Origin of the sequence: Streptomyces sp. ISL-98 (genome assembly GCF_018614055.1) — a bacterium.
Lineage (GTDB): Bacteria > Actinomycetota > Actinomycetes > Streptomycetales > Streptomycetaceae > Streptomyces > Streptomyces spiramyceticus.
In genome coordinates, this window is record NZ_JAGGPB010000119.1 from 1 (window position 1) to 17,328 (window position 17,328).

Below are 17,328 nucleotides of genomic sequence, written 5' to 3' on the forward strand. Positions count from 1 at the left end.
AGTCACTGGTATTGAGGCTAAGCCGCCCGAAGCGATCAGCTATTCGGACATCGGCTGGATGACGTTGTCGGTGGTTGCCGTGCTCGTCGCCACCTGGCTGTCTACTCGGGGCCATTCAGCCGCCGTCGAGACCGCAAGTCACCCCGCCGGACCGGACCGGCGGCGACCCGACCGGACCAGCTCGCGCAAGCCAACATGGTGACGTGAGCCCCATTTGCACAGGTCGCCCGAAAGCGGTGCGGAATCCGGACAGCCCCGCAGAGCGATCTTCAAAAAACGTTCGTTTTCTGAAGACCCGTGACGGTCAGGGGCTGATTCCCCGGCGCGAACCGTGCTGCATGGGGAAGCCGAGCGGTTGTCGAAATCAGTTGGCGCGCAGACGTGCGGTCTGTTCGGTGCCGACGTCGGTGGTACAGCGCAGGTACCGCTCGATCACGGTGAGTTCCTCGTCGGTGAAGTCGTCCAGGGCCCGGTCGAAAGCCTTCCGCGGGGTGCCCCAGGCGGCCTCGACCGGGGGTGCGGCCGCTGGTGAGGGAGACGAGCATCTTGCGCCGGTCGTGGGCGTCGGGGTGGCGCTCGGCGAGGCCGGCCTTTTGCAGGCGGTCGACCAGGCGGGTGGCCGAACCGGAGGTCAGCCCGGTCACCTCCGCGATCTCGCCCGTGGTGCGGGGGCCGGGTTCCAGGGCGAGCAGGCTCACGGACTGCAGATCGGTGGGGTGCAGGCCGAGGTGTTCGGCCATGGCCTGATTGAACAGCTGGTGGCGCCGGGCCGTCGCGGTGAGCGCCGCGACCAGCTCCCTACGGGTTCGGTTTGACATGGAATTGTCCTCGCGCCCCACTTATATCTGCGTCGCGCAGATAATGTGTGATGCAGATCGATTCTAGCTCGTCCCTCTGGGAGAACACATGACCAGCCACACCCCCGAGCAGCTGCGCGCCCTCTACGACCGCTGGAGCGAGCTGTGGCGCGGCGACTTCGCCCACGCCGAGGAGATCCTCGACCGCGGCTTCGTCGTCCACCAGGCCCGCCCCGACGGCAGCGACTCCGAGGCCGTCACCGGCCCCGAGCGCCTGCTGCCCGAGATCGAGCAGACCATGGCCGCCTTCGGCGACATCACCATCACCGTCGACCTCGGCCCGATCGTCGACGGTGACCTGATCGCCGCCCGCTGGACCATGCGTGCCACCTACACCGGCGGCATCCCCCAGGCCACCGCCCCCATTGGCACGAAGATCTCCTTCAGCGGCCACGACATCCTGCGCGTCGCGAACGGCAGGTTCGTCGAGTACTGGACCTGCACCGACATCCTCGACGGCCTGTCCCAGCTCGGCGCCATCTCCGGCCCCAACGGTCCCGCCCAGCACTGAACAGGCAGGACCGGATCCCGGCGGGAGGTCAGCCCTCCTCGTCATGGTCGGCGCCGACGGCGTCGGGGTCGCGGAAGGGGTGTCACCGAGATACGCGTTTGTGCGTCGATGCCCTGAACTGCAACGTTTCTTCAAAGTGGCCCCTCATTGCACGCCCCTTGAGCCTCTGTACGCCCATGCGGTTCCGGCGAGGCGGCGATTACCCAACGTGTCGGCTGGAAACGGGTAGTGACGGAACCAGCCATGCCTGCAGGGGCTCGCCAAGCCGAGGAGGCCGGAGCGTGAACGTCAACAGGTGCGCTACCACCGCTGTGTTCGACGGGTTCGACGTCATACCCCTCACCGAGAGGTGCCGGCTCATCTGGGAGCGCGGGGACCATGTCCTGATCGGCGTGAGTCCGGGCAACAGTTACTTCACTCAGCAGCGCATCGCCGCGCTCGCGTCCTGGGCGGACTCGTTCGCGGCCGTGGACGTGGTCTACGCGGACCTGCACGTCGACTCGATGCTCGCCGCCTGCGGCTACTCCCGGGAGCATGCCGCGAAGAGGGCGAGGAAGGAGATCCAGGGCGTTCGCCGAAGAATCCGGCAGGCGTTGAACGGTCTGGGCACCCGGTCCGCGTCGCTGCGGGTCCGGGGACTCTCCGAGTTCGTGGACACCCCGCCCTACCGGACCGTACGCAGAGAAGTCGACCACGCACTGCTCACCGACACCGAACTCGTCCTGGCGTGTACGGAGATGGTGCACCGCGTCCTGGAGGGCCGGCCGCACGACGACGGCGAGCCCACGCCGGAGCAGGTGCGGGCGGGGCTGAGCTATCTCGCGGCGGAGCTGCCGTTCTTCGTGGACAGCCCCGGCATCCTGGGAGTTCCCTCGTCGGTGGCCTGCTACCACGTGCCCGTACCGATCAACGATCTTCTCTACGGCCGCGACCACGGCCTGCGGGCAGCGCGGAACCAGGCGTCTCTGACGGTACGGCCGCACAGCCACAGCCATAGCCGACGGCTGCCCGCCACCCGTCAAGAAAGGGAGCCCATGACCGATGCCGAGCCAGCCTTCCCGCTCTCCCGCCGCGGTGATGTCGTGCCGCCCCCGGAGTGCGCCCGGCTCCGCGCCCACCAGGCCGTCGCCCGGGTACGGACCATGACCGGGGACAGCGCGTGGCTCGTGTCCAGCCACGCGCTCGCCCTGCGCGTACTGGAGGACGAGCGCTTCAGCCTGTTCCGCACCGCGGAGCCGAACGTGCCACGCCAGTACGCGCTGACCATCCCTCCCGAAGTCGTCGCCAACATGGGGAACATCAACAGCGCGGGGCTGCGCACGGCGGTGATGAAGTCACTGTCCCCACGCTCCAGCAGCGCCACGGTCGTCTGGATGCGGGAGCAGGCACACGCTCTGGTCGACGACATCGTCGGGGAAGGCGCGCCGGCCGACCTCCATCACAGATTCACCGCTCCCTTCTCCGCCGCGCTGCTCTGCCGCACCATCGGGCTGCCCTTCGAGGACTGGCGCCGGCTGATGTCGGGGCTGGACATCGCCTTCATGACGAGCCCGCAGCCGTTCGAGGGTGCGGCGGTCAACTGGAACAAGGACCTCGCGTACACCACGGAACTTCTGCGTGCGGCCGACCCCTCGGACGGCTCTCTCCTCGGCCGGCTGAGTGCACTGCGCAACGAGACACAGCCGTCACAACGGCCCGCCGACGAGCTCCTGGCCACCGTCGCCATGTCCCTCTTCGGAGCCGGCGCCGTGAGCACCTCGGCGTTCCTGCTGCACGCCATTCTGGTGCTGCTTCTGCACCCCGAACGGATCGAGGAATTGCGGGAGCATCCGGAGCGGATGAGCCGGGCCGTCGACGAACTGCTGCGCTACACCCTCTCCATCGGCGACGCACTGCCCCGTCTCGCGACCGCTGAGGTGCAGCTCGGCGATGTCCTGGTCAAGGAGGGGGAGCTGGTCCTGGTTCTGGTCGAGGGCGCGAATCACGACCCGGAGGTCTTCGAGCACCCCGAGCGCCTCGACTTCTCCCGGGAGCGCAACGCCCATCTGGCCTTCGGCGGGGGGCAGCACTACTGCCCGGCCTCGGCGCTGGGGCGGGTGCATGCGGAAGTCGCCCTGAGTGTCCTGCTGGAGAGGCTGCCGTCGCTGCGGCTCGCCGTACCAGCGGAGCAACTGGTGTGGCGTACGGGCTTCATCAAGCGCCTGCCGGAACGACTGCCGGTCATCTGGTGACCGCCAACAGATGTGCGGCGGTGCGCAGCGCATCGGCGTGTTCTGCGTGTTCTGCGGCGCCAGGCCGGGCACGCGCCCGCAGCACCTGGAGTTCGCCCGCGACTGGCCGCAGGTCACAGCATAGATCCAGCCCGGTGGCAGGACATGTTCGAGGTCCTGATGGACCGCGTCGCGGGGCGGTTCGCCCGGGTGGAACCGCGGCGCCGGTAAGGGCGCTGGTGCTCGGGTTGCTGTCTGACCTGCCACGCAAGAACTGCTGGACGCTCGCCGAGCACGCAGGCGACGCATCCCCGGACGGCTTGCAGCACCTGTTGTCGAGGGCCAGGTGGGACGCCGAAGCGGTCCGCGACGACATCTGCAGCTTCGTCGTCGAGCAACTGCACGACGACGACGCGGTGTTGGTCGTCGATGAAACCGGCGACCTGAAGAAGGGCACCGCCACGGTGGGCGTGCAACGCCAGTACACCGGCACCGCCGGACGCATCGAGAACTCCCAGGTCGCCATCTACCTCGCCTACTCGACTCCACGCGGACACGCGGCGATCGACCGGGAACTGTACGTCCCACGCTCCTGGACCGAGGACACGGACCGCTGCCGTGCGGCCGGGATACCCGACACCGTCGGCTTCGCCACGAAACCCGCGCCCGCCGCCCGCATGATCGGCCGCGCGCTGGACGCCGGCGTCCCCGCGTCCCGGGTGGCCGATGACGAGGTCTACGGAAGCAACCCGCACCTTCGGACCACGCTCGAGGGGCGCGAGGTCGGCTATGTCCTCGCCGTCGCCTGCGACCATCAGATCACCACCCACGCGGGCAAGTTCCGCGCCGACGCCCTGGTCAAGAAGCTGCCGAAAAGGGCCTGGCAGAAGCTCTCCGCCGGCGCCGGAGCCACGGGACACCGCTTCTACGACTGGGCCCTGGCCGACATCGCCGACGACCGGCCCGGCCACCGCCACCTGCTCGTCCGCCGCAACCCGGCGCACCGGTGAACTCGCCTTCTACCGTCAGACGATGGACGTCCTGGCACCGCTGGGTCACGCTCGCGATGCTCGCCCACGCCTTCCTCGCCGTGGCCGCGGCCGCGGCCACGGCCACGGCCACGGCCACGGCCAACGATGTGCTCAAGAACAGGCTCCGGACGGCCTGATGCCGCTGACCTGCAACGAGTTCGGGAGCTCGAAGTCGGCGGCGGGCCGGATTATCCGGTTGCGGCGGCTTTGGTGCGCTCGTGCATGGAGACGCCTGTGGCGGCTGCGGCTTTACCGGAGCGCTATTCCTGCTTCGGCCACGGTCAATTCGCCGACCTCATCGGGTCAGCGTCGCCGGCGTCGGCGGGTGAACTCCTGGGCCCGCTCAACGCGCGCACGGTGCGGGCCACCCCGCGTTTTGCACGGTACGTCGGGCTCTACCCCACAGTCGGGACATGTGACGTCCTGCGAAGACCATGGGCGCGGCGGAGGCGGATTCTCCTTGCGCTGATGGGCCTTGGCCTTGCGGCCCTCCACGATCGGCTGCAGCCGCTCTTCGTGGGGGATCTTCCGTACCTCACCTGTGCCGGACCGGGTGTTGGGAGCCTTGACCGACCGCCGACCCCGCACCACAGGGAGTCCTACGACTACATCTTTCGATGCAGTGCGCGTGATCCCGGTCGTCCCGCGCGTCGATGTGCTTGTGGCCGCGACCTGTTGGGATGGGAGCTGGTCGTTTCGCCCGTTTACGGAAGGCAGCGTCATGCACGTGGACCCCGAACGCCCCGGTCTGGTCAAGGATGCGGCTGTGGCGCCCGTACCCGCTCCGGGCAACGCGGCATCGGTACTGGCCTCGGACGCCGAGCGGGAGGCCTTGGTGGAACGGCTGAGGGTCGCCACCGGCGAGGGTCGGCTGACGCTAGAGGAACTGGCCGACCGCTGCGAGGCGGCATACCTGGCCCGGACCCGCGAGCAGCTCGCCGTACTCGGTCGGGATCTGCCCGCCGCCGGCGAGACGAGTGTGGGTACGGATGCGGCTGCCGGGGCAGGAGACGGTGCCGGTTCGGGAACGGCGACAGGGAAGCGGAGGTTCGTCGCCATGGTCGGGGATGTCACCTGCCGCAGCCCGGCCGCGCAGGGCTCCGACACCCTCGACGCGTACGCGGTACTCGGGGATCTGACCCTGGATCTGTGCGGGATGACGGCGCCGTCCAGCGGCGAGCTGACCGTGACGGCGCGGGCGGTGTTCGGGGACGTACGGCTGATCGTGCCCGAAGGAGTGCAGGTCGAGCTGGCCTGCGGCAGCGTCCTGGGAGACGTACGCGATCTGACCCGCGCGCACACCGCGCCGCAGGGCCGGGCTCCGCGGATACGGGTGGCCGGGGCCGCGATCTTCGGCGACATCACCCTCGCGCACCCCGGCGACCGCCGAAAAACCTCATGGCGCCGCTGGCTCGAAGAGGCCATCCGCAGCTAGTCGTAGGGCTCCGTGTGGTGAGGGGTCGGCGATCGGTCAAGGCTCCGACAGATCGCGACGCGAGGTTGCGACGTGCGAAGACTGACGTGACCCAACCGTCCCGTGCCCGGGTACGGGACGACTCGTACGCGGACACCATCGCATTGCCGCAGGCCAGGGCCACCTAACGGAGTCCTATTAGGCTTTGTGGACGAGCAGTTGAATCTCCTGGAACTGCCGCCGGTCAGTGGGCTGAGGCTCGCGAACCATCCGGGCCACCTCGGCCAACCCGGACTTGCGCAGCATCGCGGCGAGGTGATCAGGCCACCACCGATAGGCCGGCGCGACTGTGTGATCGAAGACCTGCGTCGGGTGAGACGGATCATCGCTTGCCGAAAAGCCGACCAGAAGGTGGCCGCCAGGTGCCAGCACACGATGGAACTCCGCCAGGATGACGGGGAGTTCCTGCGGCGAAGTGTGGATGATGGACCAACGGGAGAGTACGCCGCCCAGCACGCCGTCAGCGATGTTCAACGCGGCCATCGAGCCCACGTCGAACCGCAGGCCCGGATAGGCCTGTCGAGCCAACTTGATCATCGCAGGAGAGGCATCAACACCAAAAGCCGCCAGCCCCAGCTCGTCCAGATAAGCGGTGATATGGCCAGGCCCACACCCCAGGTCCGCGACCTGACCGTCCCCACTCGCACGTACGACCTCGGCGAAGGCACCCAAGATCGCGCGATCCAGGGGACTATCACGCAGCGTGTCGCCGAACAGCTGCGCATAGGTGGGGGCAGCAGCGTCGTAAGCCTCGCGGGTGGCGCTGAGGGCATCGTGTTCGACCATGCTCGCGACAGTAGTTCCTGGCGCTGAGGCGATCCGAGAGAATCACGATCTTCCCTCCCTCCTGTTCGCCCGGGGTATCGCTAGTGCAGGGAAGGTCGCCGGGGAACCCACCGGTCCGTCGGGGCGAGTCGCGCCTGCGATGTGCAGGCGTTGGGTGCGAGCTTGACGAAGAACAGCAGGAAAGGACCAAGCCACCGGGCGCATCGGTACTGCACTGGCGCAGTTGTAGATCTTTTGTGCCGGATCTGTGTCAACCGGCAGCTCGGCGTATCCCGTGCGAAATTACCTGAGCTCCTCACGTTCGCGGTGGTCATCCGGTCATCGTTCCGGCGACTGCCGCAGGGCCCACTGGAACAAGCCGAAGGCGTCGAAATGCTTCGGCTTGTCGAGCACGGACACGGCGTGCAAATGCTGTCCGTGACGGACGAGGGAATCACAATCGATACGCCTGAAGATCTAGCAAGGGCCTGCTCGCTGCTCAAAGGCCGCTCCCGACCGCCACTTCAAACCCCTGCCTGACAGTGATCGCTCTGCGGGGCTTGCGCCGTGCATCCGTGTGACAACTCCGCTCGTGTCGTCTGCCGCTGTCGCGCAGGGCCGGGGCTGTGACTGTGCTTGGCAGGTCGTGGCTGATGCGGCGGAACTTGGGGTTTCCGACGCGCTGTGCAGGCAGTGCTGCTGGCATTCCGGTCTCTGTAGACGTCGTTGATAGCTCGGCGATCGGCGGTACGTGCCCGCACGGGAACATGAGTCATCCGGGCACCGGCAGGGGCGCACGCGAAGATACGCGTCCGCTCACGATGTCGTGTTGTGTACACGGCGCGGATGACTAGTGCGCCCGCGCGCCCCTTCGGGCGCCCTTGGCTTCGGCGTTTGGCGGCTATGCAATAGGCGGGCGACGGGACTGCGAGAGGAGCAGAGAAGTGATCAACACGTCCGAGACCCTGGCCGTGCAGACGATCGAGAACTTCCTCATCCCCGACGAGACCGCTCAGGTCACCAAGATCATCGACGACCACCTGGCCACCACCGGTTGGGTGCCCGCCCGCCCCAGCGAGGGACTCACACCGCCCGACGCCGTACAGGAGATCCTGGCAGGCGCGATCGACCGGGCAATGCCCGTCATCCGCCGAGCATTCCCGTCCGCCGACTGCGTTGCCCCGTGGCTTTACCACGACCTCAAAACCGGAGACAAGATCCGCTCGCACGTACACGGCATGGGCGATCCGGACGAGCGTCCCGTCCGCCTGGCCCGTGTGGTGTTCAACCTTCAGGACGCCGACAGCGGCGGGGAGTTCTACCTTGACACCAGTGCTTGCGAGGAGTTGTGGACCGACCGGATGGCCGAGGCCGACGGCGTCTTCGAGCCCGGCACCCGGTTCGTGCATGAGGTCACTGCCCGGTCTGGCCCGGTCTCCCTCGACGCCATCGCCGCCACCCGCTGGATCTGCCACCCGCCGGCCGGAGCCACCCTGGTGTACGGGGCGCAGCTGATCCACGGCGTCACCCCGGTGACCTCAGGTCGGGCCCGCAAACTCATCACCGATCTGTGCGCCGGACCGGGTACGCGGCCCGAGGCGCCGCGCCCGCACTCAAGTCCGCTGCATGCTCCGCACTGAGCGCCGCCAGGCCGTGCTCAAGCCGGTCGATGGCGGAGTCGACGGGCGCCAGCAATGTTCCGGAGACCAGCCGGCGCAGCCACTCACGTGCGCTGGGGGCATGGGCGGGCGTCACACCGAGCACAGCGCGGTGGACACCGGAGGTGTTCGGGTAGCCGGGGTTGGCGGTGAAGGCCGTCAGCACCGTCCCTGCCGGGGCGGGCGGAAGTGTCATGCCGTTCGGTACAGGCACCTCCAGCGCCGCCCGGACGGCGTGGGTGTGCTCCGGCAGTCGGCCGTACAGCACGGCTTCTGCGTGGGCTCGGTGCGGATCGGTGCCTGTGCTGGTCCAGCTCATGTTGGACACCCCTCCGAAGCGCCCGTTGATCTCGATCACGTTGAGTCGCCCGTCGCGGGTGACGGCGAAGTCCATCTGCCAGGGCCCCACCGGTCGGGAGGTCGCGACGATGTCCCGTACAACGGTGCTCAATGCGAAGTGGGCCGTCTCAGGAAGGATGGCGGGCTGTACCCGGGCCCGTCGTCCCGGGGCGCATGCGCTGTCGAGGGGCCCGAGCGAGGCGACGGGCCATGTGACAGTGCCGGAGGGGAGGGTGAGGAGTTCGACGGCGAATTCCTCACCTTGGACGGCCTGTTGCGCCAGCGCCGGGTATGTGACGGCGGCGCTGAGGGCGGCGAGTTGGGAGGGTTCACGGACGAAGTGCCGACCTGCGAAGGACTCGCTGCGCGCCTCCTTGACGAGCAGCGGGAAGCCCACCTGTCGGGCGGCCGCGCTCAGCCGCTCGGGGTGCGCACAGACCACCCCGGCCGGTACGGGCCAGCCGCGCCGGATCGCCTTCCGGTGCAAGGCCACCTTGTCGCATGCCAGCGTGGCGAACGCTTCGGAATGCACCGGCATCCGCCGAGGACCGAGGGACCGGCCCGCGCGGGCGTACAGCGTGAGCATCTGCTCCTGGCCGGGGGAGGACATGCTGGCCACGACGGTGTCCGCCCGGTGTTCGTCCACCAGCGCGCGCAGGGACTCCGCGGTCAGTTCCTTCGGCAGTGGCGCGCAGGTCACCCGAGGGTCAAGGAAGCCCGTGAGGTCGGCGAAGCCCAATACCGTCACTTGCGCGCCGGACCGTGTGAGGGCGGGCACGAGTCGGTCCGCACGGAATTCACCCAACACCAGAACACGCGTCATGGCTCCCCCTGCCAGTCGTGTGGCCATGTCGAGGGTGAGGGTGCCGGAGGCGGGCCATCGGTGCCCGAAGGCTTCCTCGTGTCCCGCGTCATCGTCTGGGTCCGGCCGCCGTGCCGAGGACTTCGGCCGTGACGGTCACCATGCCGCAGGATTCGGCGACGTAGCGCAGGGCCTGGTGGTGACGGTCCCGGTCGAAGTCAGCCACGGCGTCGGCGACGAGGAAGGCTTGCATTCCCCGCGCGAAGGCGTCCACGGCCGTCAGCATGCATCCCAGATGGGCGTACACCCCGGTGATCAGAAGCTGATCACATCCGTGTGCCGCCAGTACTTCGTTGAGGTCGGTGCGGTGGAACGCGCTGTAGCGGTGCTTGGTGACCACCGCCTCACCCGGCGCCGGCGCGAGAGGTGCCACGATGCGGTCGTCATCGGGCTGTCCGCCAAGCCCCGGCCCCCAAAAGTCCATCAGCAGCCCTCGGCTTGCCGCCGTTTGCCTTGCCGGCTGCGCTGTGTAGACCACCGGAATGCCGGCAGTGCGGCAGGCGGCGACCAGCAGCTGGATGTTGGCGACGGCCGACGCGGCGGGACCGCCGGGCGCGAAGGCCCGTAGGAAGTAGTGCTGCATGTCGTGAACGAGCAGTGCGGCCTTGTCAGGGTCGACCGCCCAGCTCACACGGTTAAGGGGAAGAGAACATGCGTCGAGTGGGTCGTAGGGTGCGATACGAGGCAACGACATGGGTCACTTCCCGCGTAGGGCCTATCAGGCTCTTCGGATCCGGCGGCGTCCGCCCGCGATTGTGCCCGCGCCGGGGCGGCACCACGCAGGGAGCACGAGAGGCGCACGGGAGGCCGATGTGCACCTGACGGGCCTGGACGGCATCGCGGCGGTCGTCACCGGCGCGGCGGGTGGCATCGGATCCCGCGTGGTCGAACACCTCGCCGCCGCGGGGGCGTATGTGGCGTCGGTGGACACTGCCCATACGTCTGTGGGCGACCGGCAGGTTGCAGGGCAGGACGGTGTCGCCGTCGGCTCGCGCGTCACCCGCCATGCGGCGGACGTCGCCGACGCCGAGGCGGCCGAACGAATCCTCGACCACGTGGAGCGCGAGCACGGGCCGGTCGGTCTGCTGGTGAACGCGGCCGGGGTATTGCATACCGGCCCCCTCACCGACCTGACCGACACAGCCTGGCAGGAGCTGCTCGCCGCCAACACCACGGGCGTGCTCACCTGGTGCCGGGCTGTGGTCCGGCGCATGGCGCCGTATCACCGAGGCAGCGTCATCACGGTCGCCTCCAACAGTGCAGGCACCCCCCGGGCGGGCATGGCCGCTTACGCCGCTTCCAAGGCGGCGGCCGGTGCCCTCACGCTCGGTCTCGGCTTGGAAGTTGCCCGGTTCGGCATCCGCTGCAACGTGGTCTGCCCCGGCTCCACCGATACGCCCATGCTGCAGCGCATGGCTCCCACCCCCCAGGCCCGGGACGCGGTCCTGCACGGTGACCCGACGGCCTTCCGTATCGGCATCCCCCTCGGCCGCCTCGCCGACCCCGACGACATCGCCGCCGCCGTCGTCTTCCTCGCCTCCGACCAGGCCCGCCACATCGCCATACACAGTCTCTACGTGGACGGCGGGGCCGCCTTGCACGGATGACCAACAGCGACTCCCCGCGGATGACCAACCGTCAAGAGGTGTGACGCCGTTGTCCTTACCACCCTCACCACGGCCCCCGCTCTTCCATCCCGACGACAGCCCCGATCACTGGCTGCTGTCAACACCCCGCTTGACCCTGGCCACCCGAGGTGGCGACCGGTTGTCGGCACCGACCGGTCCAGGCCAGTTCCACGCCCTCGCCACCGCTGCGGAACGTGCCCTGCGCGCGAGCCCGCCGAGCACTGTCGTCGTCGGAGCCATCCCGTTCGACGAGAGCACCCCGGCCCATCTGCTCCTGACCGGACTCAAAGGCCGCGCCCACCGGCCGGACAGCCGCCCGGAAGCCGTACGCGTCTTCCAGGAAGCCTTCCTGCCCCGGTGGCCGCCCGCCTCCGCAGCCGCCGTCGCACCAGCGGCCGAACCCCCGCCACCGCCCGCACCTGAGCCTCCGCCCTCGGCCTACCGCGCCGCCGTCCGCGACGCTCTGGACGCGATCGAAACCGGCATCGTCACCAAGGTGGTACTGGCGCGCACCCTCCGCGTCCCCCTCCCGGACAGTCGCTCGTACCGGCATCTGGCATCAGCGCTCCTCAGCGCCCTCGCTCGCCAGGAGCCGGCCGCCCACCTCTTCTCCGTCACCCTGCCGCGCCCGCACCGGGACAATGCGGCCCCGGTCCTCGTCGGCGCGACACCGGAGACCTTGCTACGGCGCACCGGCGACCTGCTCACCCTCACCCCCCTCGCCGGAACCACCCCCCGACACCCCAACCCCGCCCGGGACCGGGCCCAGGCCGCGGCGCTCCTCCAATCCACCAAAGACCGCGCCGAACACCAATACGTCGTCGACGCCCTCCGGCAACTCCTGCACCCCGTGTGCCAAACGCTCGACATCCCGGCCGAACCCCGACTCCACGCCACCAGCCGCCTGTGGCACCTGGCCACCCCCATCCGGGCCCGGCTGCGCCGTCCCGCACCGTCCTCCCTCGCGCTGGCCTGCGCCCTCCACCCCACCCCCGCCGTCTGCGGCAGCCCCACCACCCGCGCCGCCGCCCTCGTCCGCACCCTCGAACCCGCACCGCGCCGCTACTTCTCCGGGCTGATCGGCTGGATGAACCAGGCAGGAGACGGCCACTGGGTCATCGCCCTACGCTGCGGCGAGGTCGCCCCCTCGGAACTGCGCCTGTACGCGGGCGCAGGCATCGTCCAAGGCTCCACCCCGGAAGCCGAGTTCGCCGAGACCGAGGCGAAACTCGCCACCATGCTCGGCGCTCTCGACGACGCCCGCTCCACCACGCCCCCGTGCCCAACCCCGACAGGAGCACCGAGGTGACCGAAACCCCGTACGGCGAGCTCAAAACCGTCCCCCTCACCCGCGAGGTGTACGACTACCTGCTGGTCCAGGCCGAACCCCCGACGCCGGTCCAGCGGTGGCTGGCGGCCCAGACGCACGCCCTGGGGCCTCTGGCCATCATGCGCGTACCGCACGAACAGGCCACCCTGCTGACGCTGCTCGCACGGCTCGTGGACGCGCGACGAATCGTCGAGGTGGGTACCTTCACCGGCTACTCCACCCTCGCTCTGGCGACCGGACTGACCCCCGGTGGAACCGTCCTCACCTGCGACACCTCCAAGGAATGGACCTCCATCGCCCGAGCCGCCTGGCGGCAAGCCGGCATGGAAGACCGCATCGATCTCCGACTCGGCCCCGCGCTGGAGACCGTGACCGCCCTGCCGACGCGGAGCGACATCGACCTGGTCTTCCTCGACGCCGACAAGCCCCACTACCGCCAGTACTGGGACCTCCTCGTGCCCCGCCTCCGCCCCGGCGGACTGCTGATCGCCGACAACGTGCTCCAGCAAGGACAGGTCCACCTACCCGACGCCACCGGCAACGCCCTCGCCGTACGCAAGTTCAACGCCCACGTACGTGCCGACCCGCGCGTCGAGTCCGTCATGCTGCCGGTGGCCGACGGACTGACCATCGCCCGAAAACGATCCGAAACCACCTGAGCTACTCCCCGAGACCAACGGCGGGACCAAACACCGGAACCCAGCACCGCCCGGCACGACGAACGAGAGGAGGAGGTGTATGGAGACGGAAACCGAGGTTCTCGTCGTCGGCGCCGGCCCCACCGGCCTGCTGCTCGCGGCCGAACTCGCACTCGCCGGCGTACGGACAGACGTCGTCGAGCGCCGCACGCGCGCACAGCGGAACTCACGAGCCCTCAACCTGCACCCGCGCAGCCTGGAACTGATGGACCAACGCGGCCTGGCCGAACGGTTCCTGGCCGTCGGCCGCACCGTGCCCGGCTGGCAGTTCGCCGCCACCTTGAAGACACCACTCGACTTCTCCGCGCTGGCCTCCCCACACCCCCACGCCCTGCTACTGGCCCAGTCGCACACCGAGGCACTGTTGGAAGAACGGGCCCGGGAACTCGGCGCCCGGATCCACCGCGGACACGAGGTGACCGCCCTGAAACAGAAGGACGACAGCGTTGAGGTGGACCTGCGCGGCCCGACCGGACCAACCTCGGTCCGGGCCGCCTACGTGACCGGTTGCGACGGCGCCCACAGCGTCGTCCGCCGCGCCGCCGACATCGCCTTTCCCGGCACCGACGAGTCGTTCACCGCCATGGTGGGCGACTTCTCCACCGCCGATCACACAGACCTCGACCGGGCCAGGCAGCACGGCGTCCTCATCTCCCGACTGGAACCCGGCCTGACCCGATTCGTGGTCATGGACCCCGAACGCATCAGGGTGCCGTCCACCACACCCGTCACACCCGACGAGTTCCGCACCGCGCTGCTCCGCGTATGCGGCACCGACTGCGGCATCGCACGCCCGACCTGGCTGTCGCGGTTCGGCAATGCCACCCGGCTCGCCGAGCACTACCGCGCCGGCCGCCTCCTCCTCGCCGGCGACGCCGCGCACATCCACTTCCCCGTCGGTGCCCAAGGACTCAACACCGGCCTCCAAGACGCGATGAACCTCGGCTGGAAACTGGCCGCGCACATCCGCGGGTGGGCCGCACCCGGCCTGCTCGACACCTACCACGCCGAACGCCACCCGGTCGGCCGGGCCGTCACCGAACGCACCGAGGCTCAGACCCTCCTGGTCGAACTGCCGCTGGTCGAGCGCTACCACCGTCCCGCGACGCTTCTGTGCGAACTTTTGGACACACTCCTCGGCCTGGCGGAGGTCAACCGCTACCTCGCCGGACACCTCTCCGCACTCGACACCGCCTACCCACCCGCCGCCCCCGCCGCACACCCACTGACAGGCCGACGCACGCCGGACCTCCCCCTCACCCTCCCAGGAAGACGCCAGACCCGAACCTACGAGCTCCTGCACGACGGCCGCTTCGTCCTGCTCCACCTATCCACAGCGCACGCCGACCTCACCACCCCCGCCCCAGTCACGGCAGTGACCGCCCGCACTTCCGTCCAGGACCCCAACCTCGACGGCACCACCGAAGTCCTAATCCGCCCAGACGGACACATCGCCTGGGCCACCCACACAACAGACCCCCGCATGCTCCACGCAGAACGGACTCGCTTACTGAACAACTGGATCCGACCGTCTTAGAACTCCTAAGGCTTCGTGCTGCAGGCCAGCCGCGCGGCCCTCCCCCGCCCCGTCGCTCACTGGGTCAACTCCTCCTCCCAGTCGAGGAAGTCAGCGCTTCCTGCCGCTGGTAGTCGTCGGCGGCGCGGCGGTTGGACGCGCGTTCCGCGTCGTCCTTCGGGTTCGGAAACTGTTAGTCGATGCTCGCCATTTCAGCGGGCGGCCTTTTAGAAGGAGACGTCGAAATAATCGACGTCCGTGGATGCGACTTCAAGGTTGGTGGATGTCGCTCACCTAAGGTTCACTCTCCTTCGTCCAGGACGGCGTCGCCGCCCTGGACGTGGCGGGCGGCTCGCCGAGCGGCGCCCGTACCGCAGGATGCGATCGAGGCCGCGCGCGTGCGCTCGGGCGACGAGCGGACCCTGCCGGAGATGAGCGAGAGCAGCTCGGCGCCGCGATACGCCCCCGGGGTCCTCGATGAGAGGGACCTCGAGCGCATCCGCGGCGAGGCCGACCGTGCGACGAGCAGGCCCTGCTCGAGCGGGCTGCGCCCCGACGGGAAACTCGCCGAGCCGCTTACGCAGTTCAGCGACGACGAGCTCGCCGCAGTCTTCCCGCAACTGGGCGACGACGAGCTGCTGGCGTCATGGCCGAGCTCGACCGGGCGCGACGTCGACGCCGCACTACCGGCCGCACGACGCGACCTCATCGGCCTGTCCGACCGCGAGCTTGCCGAGCGCGGCCGGCACGTCGACGAGGCCAAGCGGGGCGCCATCAACGCCGAGGCCAACCGGCGCCGCCTGCTCGCCGAGGTGTTCCCCGACGGCTGGCTCGCCGCGGATCTGTCCAACGTGGGCAACGACGTCCTCGGCTGGGCGATTCGGTACGCGCGCGCCGAGGACGTCGAGCGGATCGCCGACGAGCTCGACCGCCGGTACCCGCCGGCGCAAGTGCCCGACACCTTCCACGGTGCGCACACCATCGAGGGGCGGCTCGCAGACCGGGCCGCAACCGCCGAGGCATTCGGCGACGTGCCCGACCCCGACGAGTGGGGGCACCTCGCCGACGACCACGACCCGTACGCCGGCATGTCCGCCACCGAGCGATGGATCGCCGAACGCACGGACGCCGCCGAGGAGCAGCGCACCGCGCGTACACCCGCGAGCAGATCAGCGAAATGTATCGAGAGCACGTCTACGCCATGTGGTTGGACGCCGAGAACGAGCTGCGCGGACACCTGCTCAACCGCAAGGCCGAGGCGTCAGGCGTCGCCCCCATCAGCCTGTGGTCGGGGCCGGCGCACATCGCCTACGCCCGAGCCTCGGATGATCTCAAAGCGTGGTGGCAAGACCATCCGCAGATTACCCTTGCAGAGTACACAGACAAGGTCACCGGCGTACTCAGCGAAGCCGCAGAAACCGCTCGGATCTCGCGCAATGCGCAGCAGAACGAGCCCTAGGGGGCGGTGGTGCAGGTGTCGCGCGGCGGAGTACGTACGCATGGTCAACGCTGGCGCTGACGCCGGCCGCGATCACGCGCCGATCACCTCCTGCCCGTACGGCAAGGGAGACCCGCGCCAAGGTTGGTAGGTTCGCGGCTACGCGAAGAGTCAGCCGCTGCCCGATCACGACGCCAACCAACAGACCGCATAGGTGGTTTGATTGGTGCATGGTTATGGCTGCGTTCTGGGACTCTGATGCATGGAAGGCAGTGTCTGCCATCGGCACACTGCTCGGCGTCGTGCTGACGGTCACTCTCTTTGTCATCGCACGCCGCGCGAAGGGCCCCAAGCGACAGTTTCTCTACGGCATGTCGACCCCCACACCCATCCTGTCTGCGCCCGAAGGCGTGAGAGGTGACCTTGAACTACGCCATCAGGGCGACTTACTGACGCACCCTCAGGTCATGCAGGTGAACCTGATCAATAGGGGACGGGACGACATCCCTCGCGAGGCCTTCGACGGCGAGGATCCGATAGTCGTGGATGTCGGGGCACGCATCATCAAGCTCTTGGGCAGCCGGAGCAACCCGGAGACGCTTCAGGCACCGCCTGCCCGTGTGGTAGGGAACGCAATCGAGATCGGCCCGAAACTGATTCGAGGGAAGCAGTCCCTCGTCTACGTCCTTCTCGTGGACGGCGCAGCTCCGAAGCTGAAGTGCAGTATCCCGATCGTCGACGTCAGCCCGAGAGAGATCAAGGAAAGCGACATTCAGGAGCTCGCGATGTCGGCAATCACCCCCGCTCTGCTGGCGACTCTGTTCCGTCCAAGCCCTCTGGCTAGCGTTCTCCGGCAGATGATCTTCGGTCGACGCTCTCGCGATTAGAGCAACCAATCTTTGACATCCTCCGCCCCCTGAAGGGGGCGGAATCCCATCGGTGTCAGAGTGCGACTGGATGGGGGGTTGACGTTTCACGGCCTGCCCACTGGCTAAGGCTCCACGTCCTGAC

General features: G+C 68.7%; 15 protein-coding genes and 1 pseudogene. 12 read left to right on the forward strand and 4 right to left on the reverse strand.

The window, feature by feature from the left end:
* A partial coding sequence (locus J7I98_RS40505; protein WP_214930055.1) for a hypothetical protein occupies positions 1-202 on the forward strand: 202 nt, incomplete at its 5' end.
* Positions 203-269: 67 nt separating this feature from the next.
* On the opposite strand, the gene J7I98_RS40510 is transcribed toward J7I98_RS40505, so the two are convergent.
* Positions 270-740, reverse strand: coding sequence for a MarR family winged helix-turn-helix transcriptional regulator (locus tag J7I98_RS40510; RefSeq protein ID WP_251021926.1), 471 nt, complete (start codon positions 738-740; stop codon positions 270-272).
* A 166-nt stretch (positions 741-906) separates the two neighbouring features.
* Between J7I98_RS40510 and J7I98_RS40515 the strand changes: the two genes are divergently transcribed.
* The 4 genes and pseudogenes from J7I98_RS40515 to J7I98_RS40535 all read left to right on the forward strand — a co-directional run bounded on the left by J7I98_RS40515 (position 907) and on the right by J7I98_RS40535 (position 6,044).
* Positions 907-1,368 carry an ester cyclase gene (locus J7I98_RS40515; protein WP_214930056.1) on the forward strand — a complete coding sequence of 154 codons (462 nt, stop codon included), beginning with the start codon at positions 907-909 and terminating at the stop codon, positions 1,366-1,368.
* A gap of 281 nt (positions 1,369-1,649) precedes the next feature.
* Positions 1,650-3,599, forward strand: a complete 1,950-nt coding sequence (locus tag J7I98_RS42125; protein WP_308378137.1) for a tRNA-dependent cyclodipeptide synthase — start codon at positions 1,650-1,652, stop codon at positions 3,597-3,599.
* A 159-nt stretch (positions 3,600-3,758) separates the two neighbouring features.
* Positions 3,759-4,766: pseudogene (locus tag J7I98_RS40530) on the forward strand (IS701 family transposase); the annotation flags it as partial.
* A 570-nt stretch (positions 4,767-5,336) separates the two neighbouring features.
* On the forward strand, positions 5,337-6,044 hold the full coding sequence (locus tag J7I98_RS40535; protein WP_214930057.1) for a DUF1707 domain-containing protein: 708 nt from the start codon (positions 5,337-5,339) through the stop codon (positions 6,042-6,044).
* 177 nt (positions 6,045-6,221) lie between these two features.
* Here J7I98_RS40535 and J7I98_RS40540 read toward each other — a convergent pair whose 3' ends face one another.
* Entirely contained in the window at positions 6,222-6,869 is a 648-nt protein-coding gene (locus J7I98_RS40540) for a class I SAM-dependent methyltransferase (RefSeq protein WP_214930058.1), read from the reverse strand.
* Positions 6,870-7,792: 923 nt separating this feature from the next.
* Here J7I98_RS40540 and J7I98_RS40545 point away from each other — a divergent pair.
* Positions 7,793-8,488, forward strand: coding sequence for a hypothetical protein (locus J7I98_RS40545; protein ID WP_214930059.1), 696 nt, complete (start codon positions 7,793-7,795; stop codon positions 8,486-8,488).
* Here J7I98_RS40545 and J7I98_RS40550 read toward each other — a convergent pair.
* Both J7I98_RS40550 and J7I98_RS40555 read right to left on the reverse strand, forming a co-directional pair.
* Positions 8,409-9,668: a hypothetical protein gene (locus J7I98_RS40550; RefSeq protein ID WP_214930060.1), complete on the reverse strand. Its 1,260-nt coding sequence runs from the start codon at positions 9,666-9,668 to the stop codon at positions 8,409-8,411. The genes J7I98_RS40545 and J7I98_RS40550 overlap by 80 nt on opposite strands.
* A gap of 88 nt (positions 9,669-9,756) precedes the next feature.
* The gene (locus J7I98_RS40555; RefSeq protein ID WP_308378139.1) at positions 9,757-10,338 is read right to left on the reverse strand and encodes an isochorismatase family protein; all 582 of its coding nucleotides are present in this window, start codon (positions 10,336-10,338) and stop codon (positions 9,757-9,759) included.
* Between the two features lie 181 nt (positions 10,339-10,519).
* Between J7I98_RS40555 and J7I98_RS40560 the strand changes: the two genes are divergently transcribed.
* From J7I98_RS40560 to J7I98_RS40585, 6 genes are all read left to right on the forward strand, one after another.
* Positions 10,520-11,314: an SDR family NAD(P)-dependent oxidoreductase gene (locus tag J7I98_RS40560; protein WP_308378140.1), complete on the forward strand. Its 795-nt coding sequence runs from the start codon at positions 10,520-10,522 to the stop codon at positions 11,312-11,314.
* 160 nt (positions 11,315-11,474) lie between these two features.
* Positions 11,475-12,644 carry an isochorismate synthase MenF gene (locus tag J7I98_RS40565; RefSeq protein WP_214930063.1) on the forward strand — a complete coding sequence of 390 codons (1,170 nt, stop codon included), beginning with the start codon at positions 11,475-11,477 and terminating at the stop codon, positions 12,642-12,644.
* Positions 12,641-13,324 (forward strand): O-methyltransferase, encoded by a 684-nt coding sequence (locus J7I98_RS40570; RefSeq protein ID WP_214930064.1) that lies wholly within the window; start codon positions 12,641-12,643, stop codon positions 13,322-13,324. The genes J7I98_RS40565 and J7I98_RS40570 overlap by 4 nt, the downstream gene beginning before the upstream one ends.
* Before the next feature lie 79 nt (positions 13,325-13,403).
* Positions 13,404-14,900: an FAD-dependent monooxygenase gene (locus J7I98_RS40575; protein WP_214930065.1), complete on the forward strand. Its 1,497-nt coding sequence runs from the start codon at positions 13,404-13,406 to the stop codon at positions 14,898-14,900.
* Between the two features lie 410 nt (positions 14,901-15,310).
* Complete coding sequence (locus J7I98_RS40580) at positions 15,311-16,468, forward strand: hypothetical protein (RefSeq protein WP_214930066.1); 1,158 nt, start codon at positions 15,311-15,313, stop codon at positions 16,466-16,468.
* A gap of 85 nt (positions 16,469-16,553) precedes the next feature.
* Positions 16,554-17,204: a hypothetical protein gene (locus J7I98_RS40585; protein ID WP_214930067.1), complete on the forward strand. Its 651-nt coding sequence runs from the start codon at positions 16,554-16,556 to the stop codon at positions 17,202-17,204.
* The last annotated feature ends 124 nt before the right edge of the window (positions 17,205-17,328 follow it).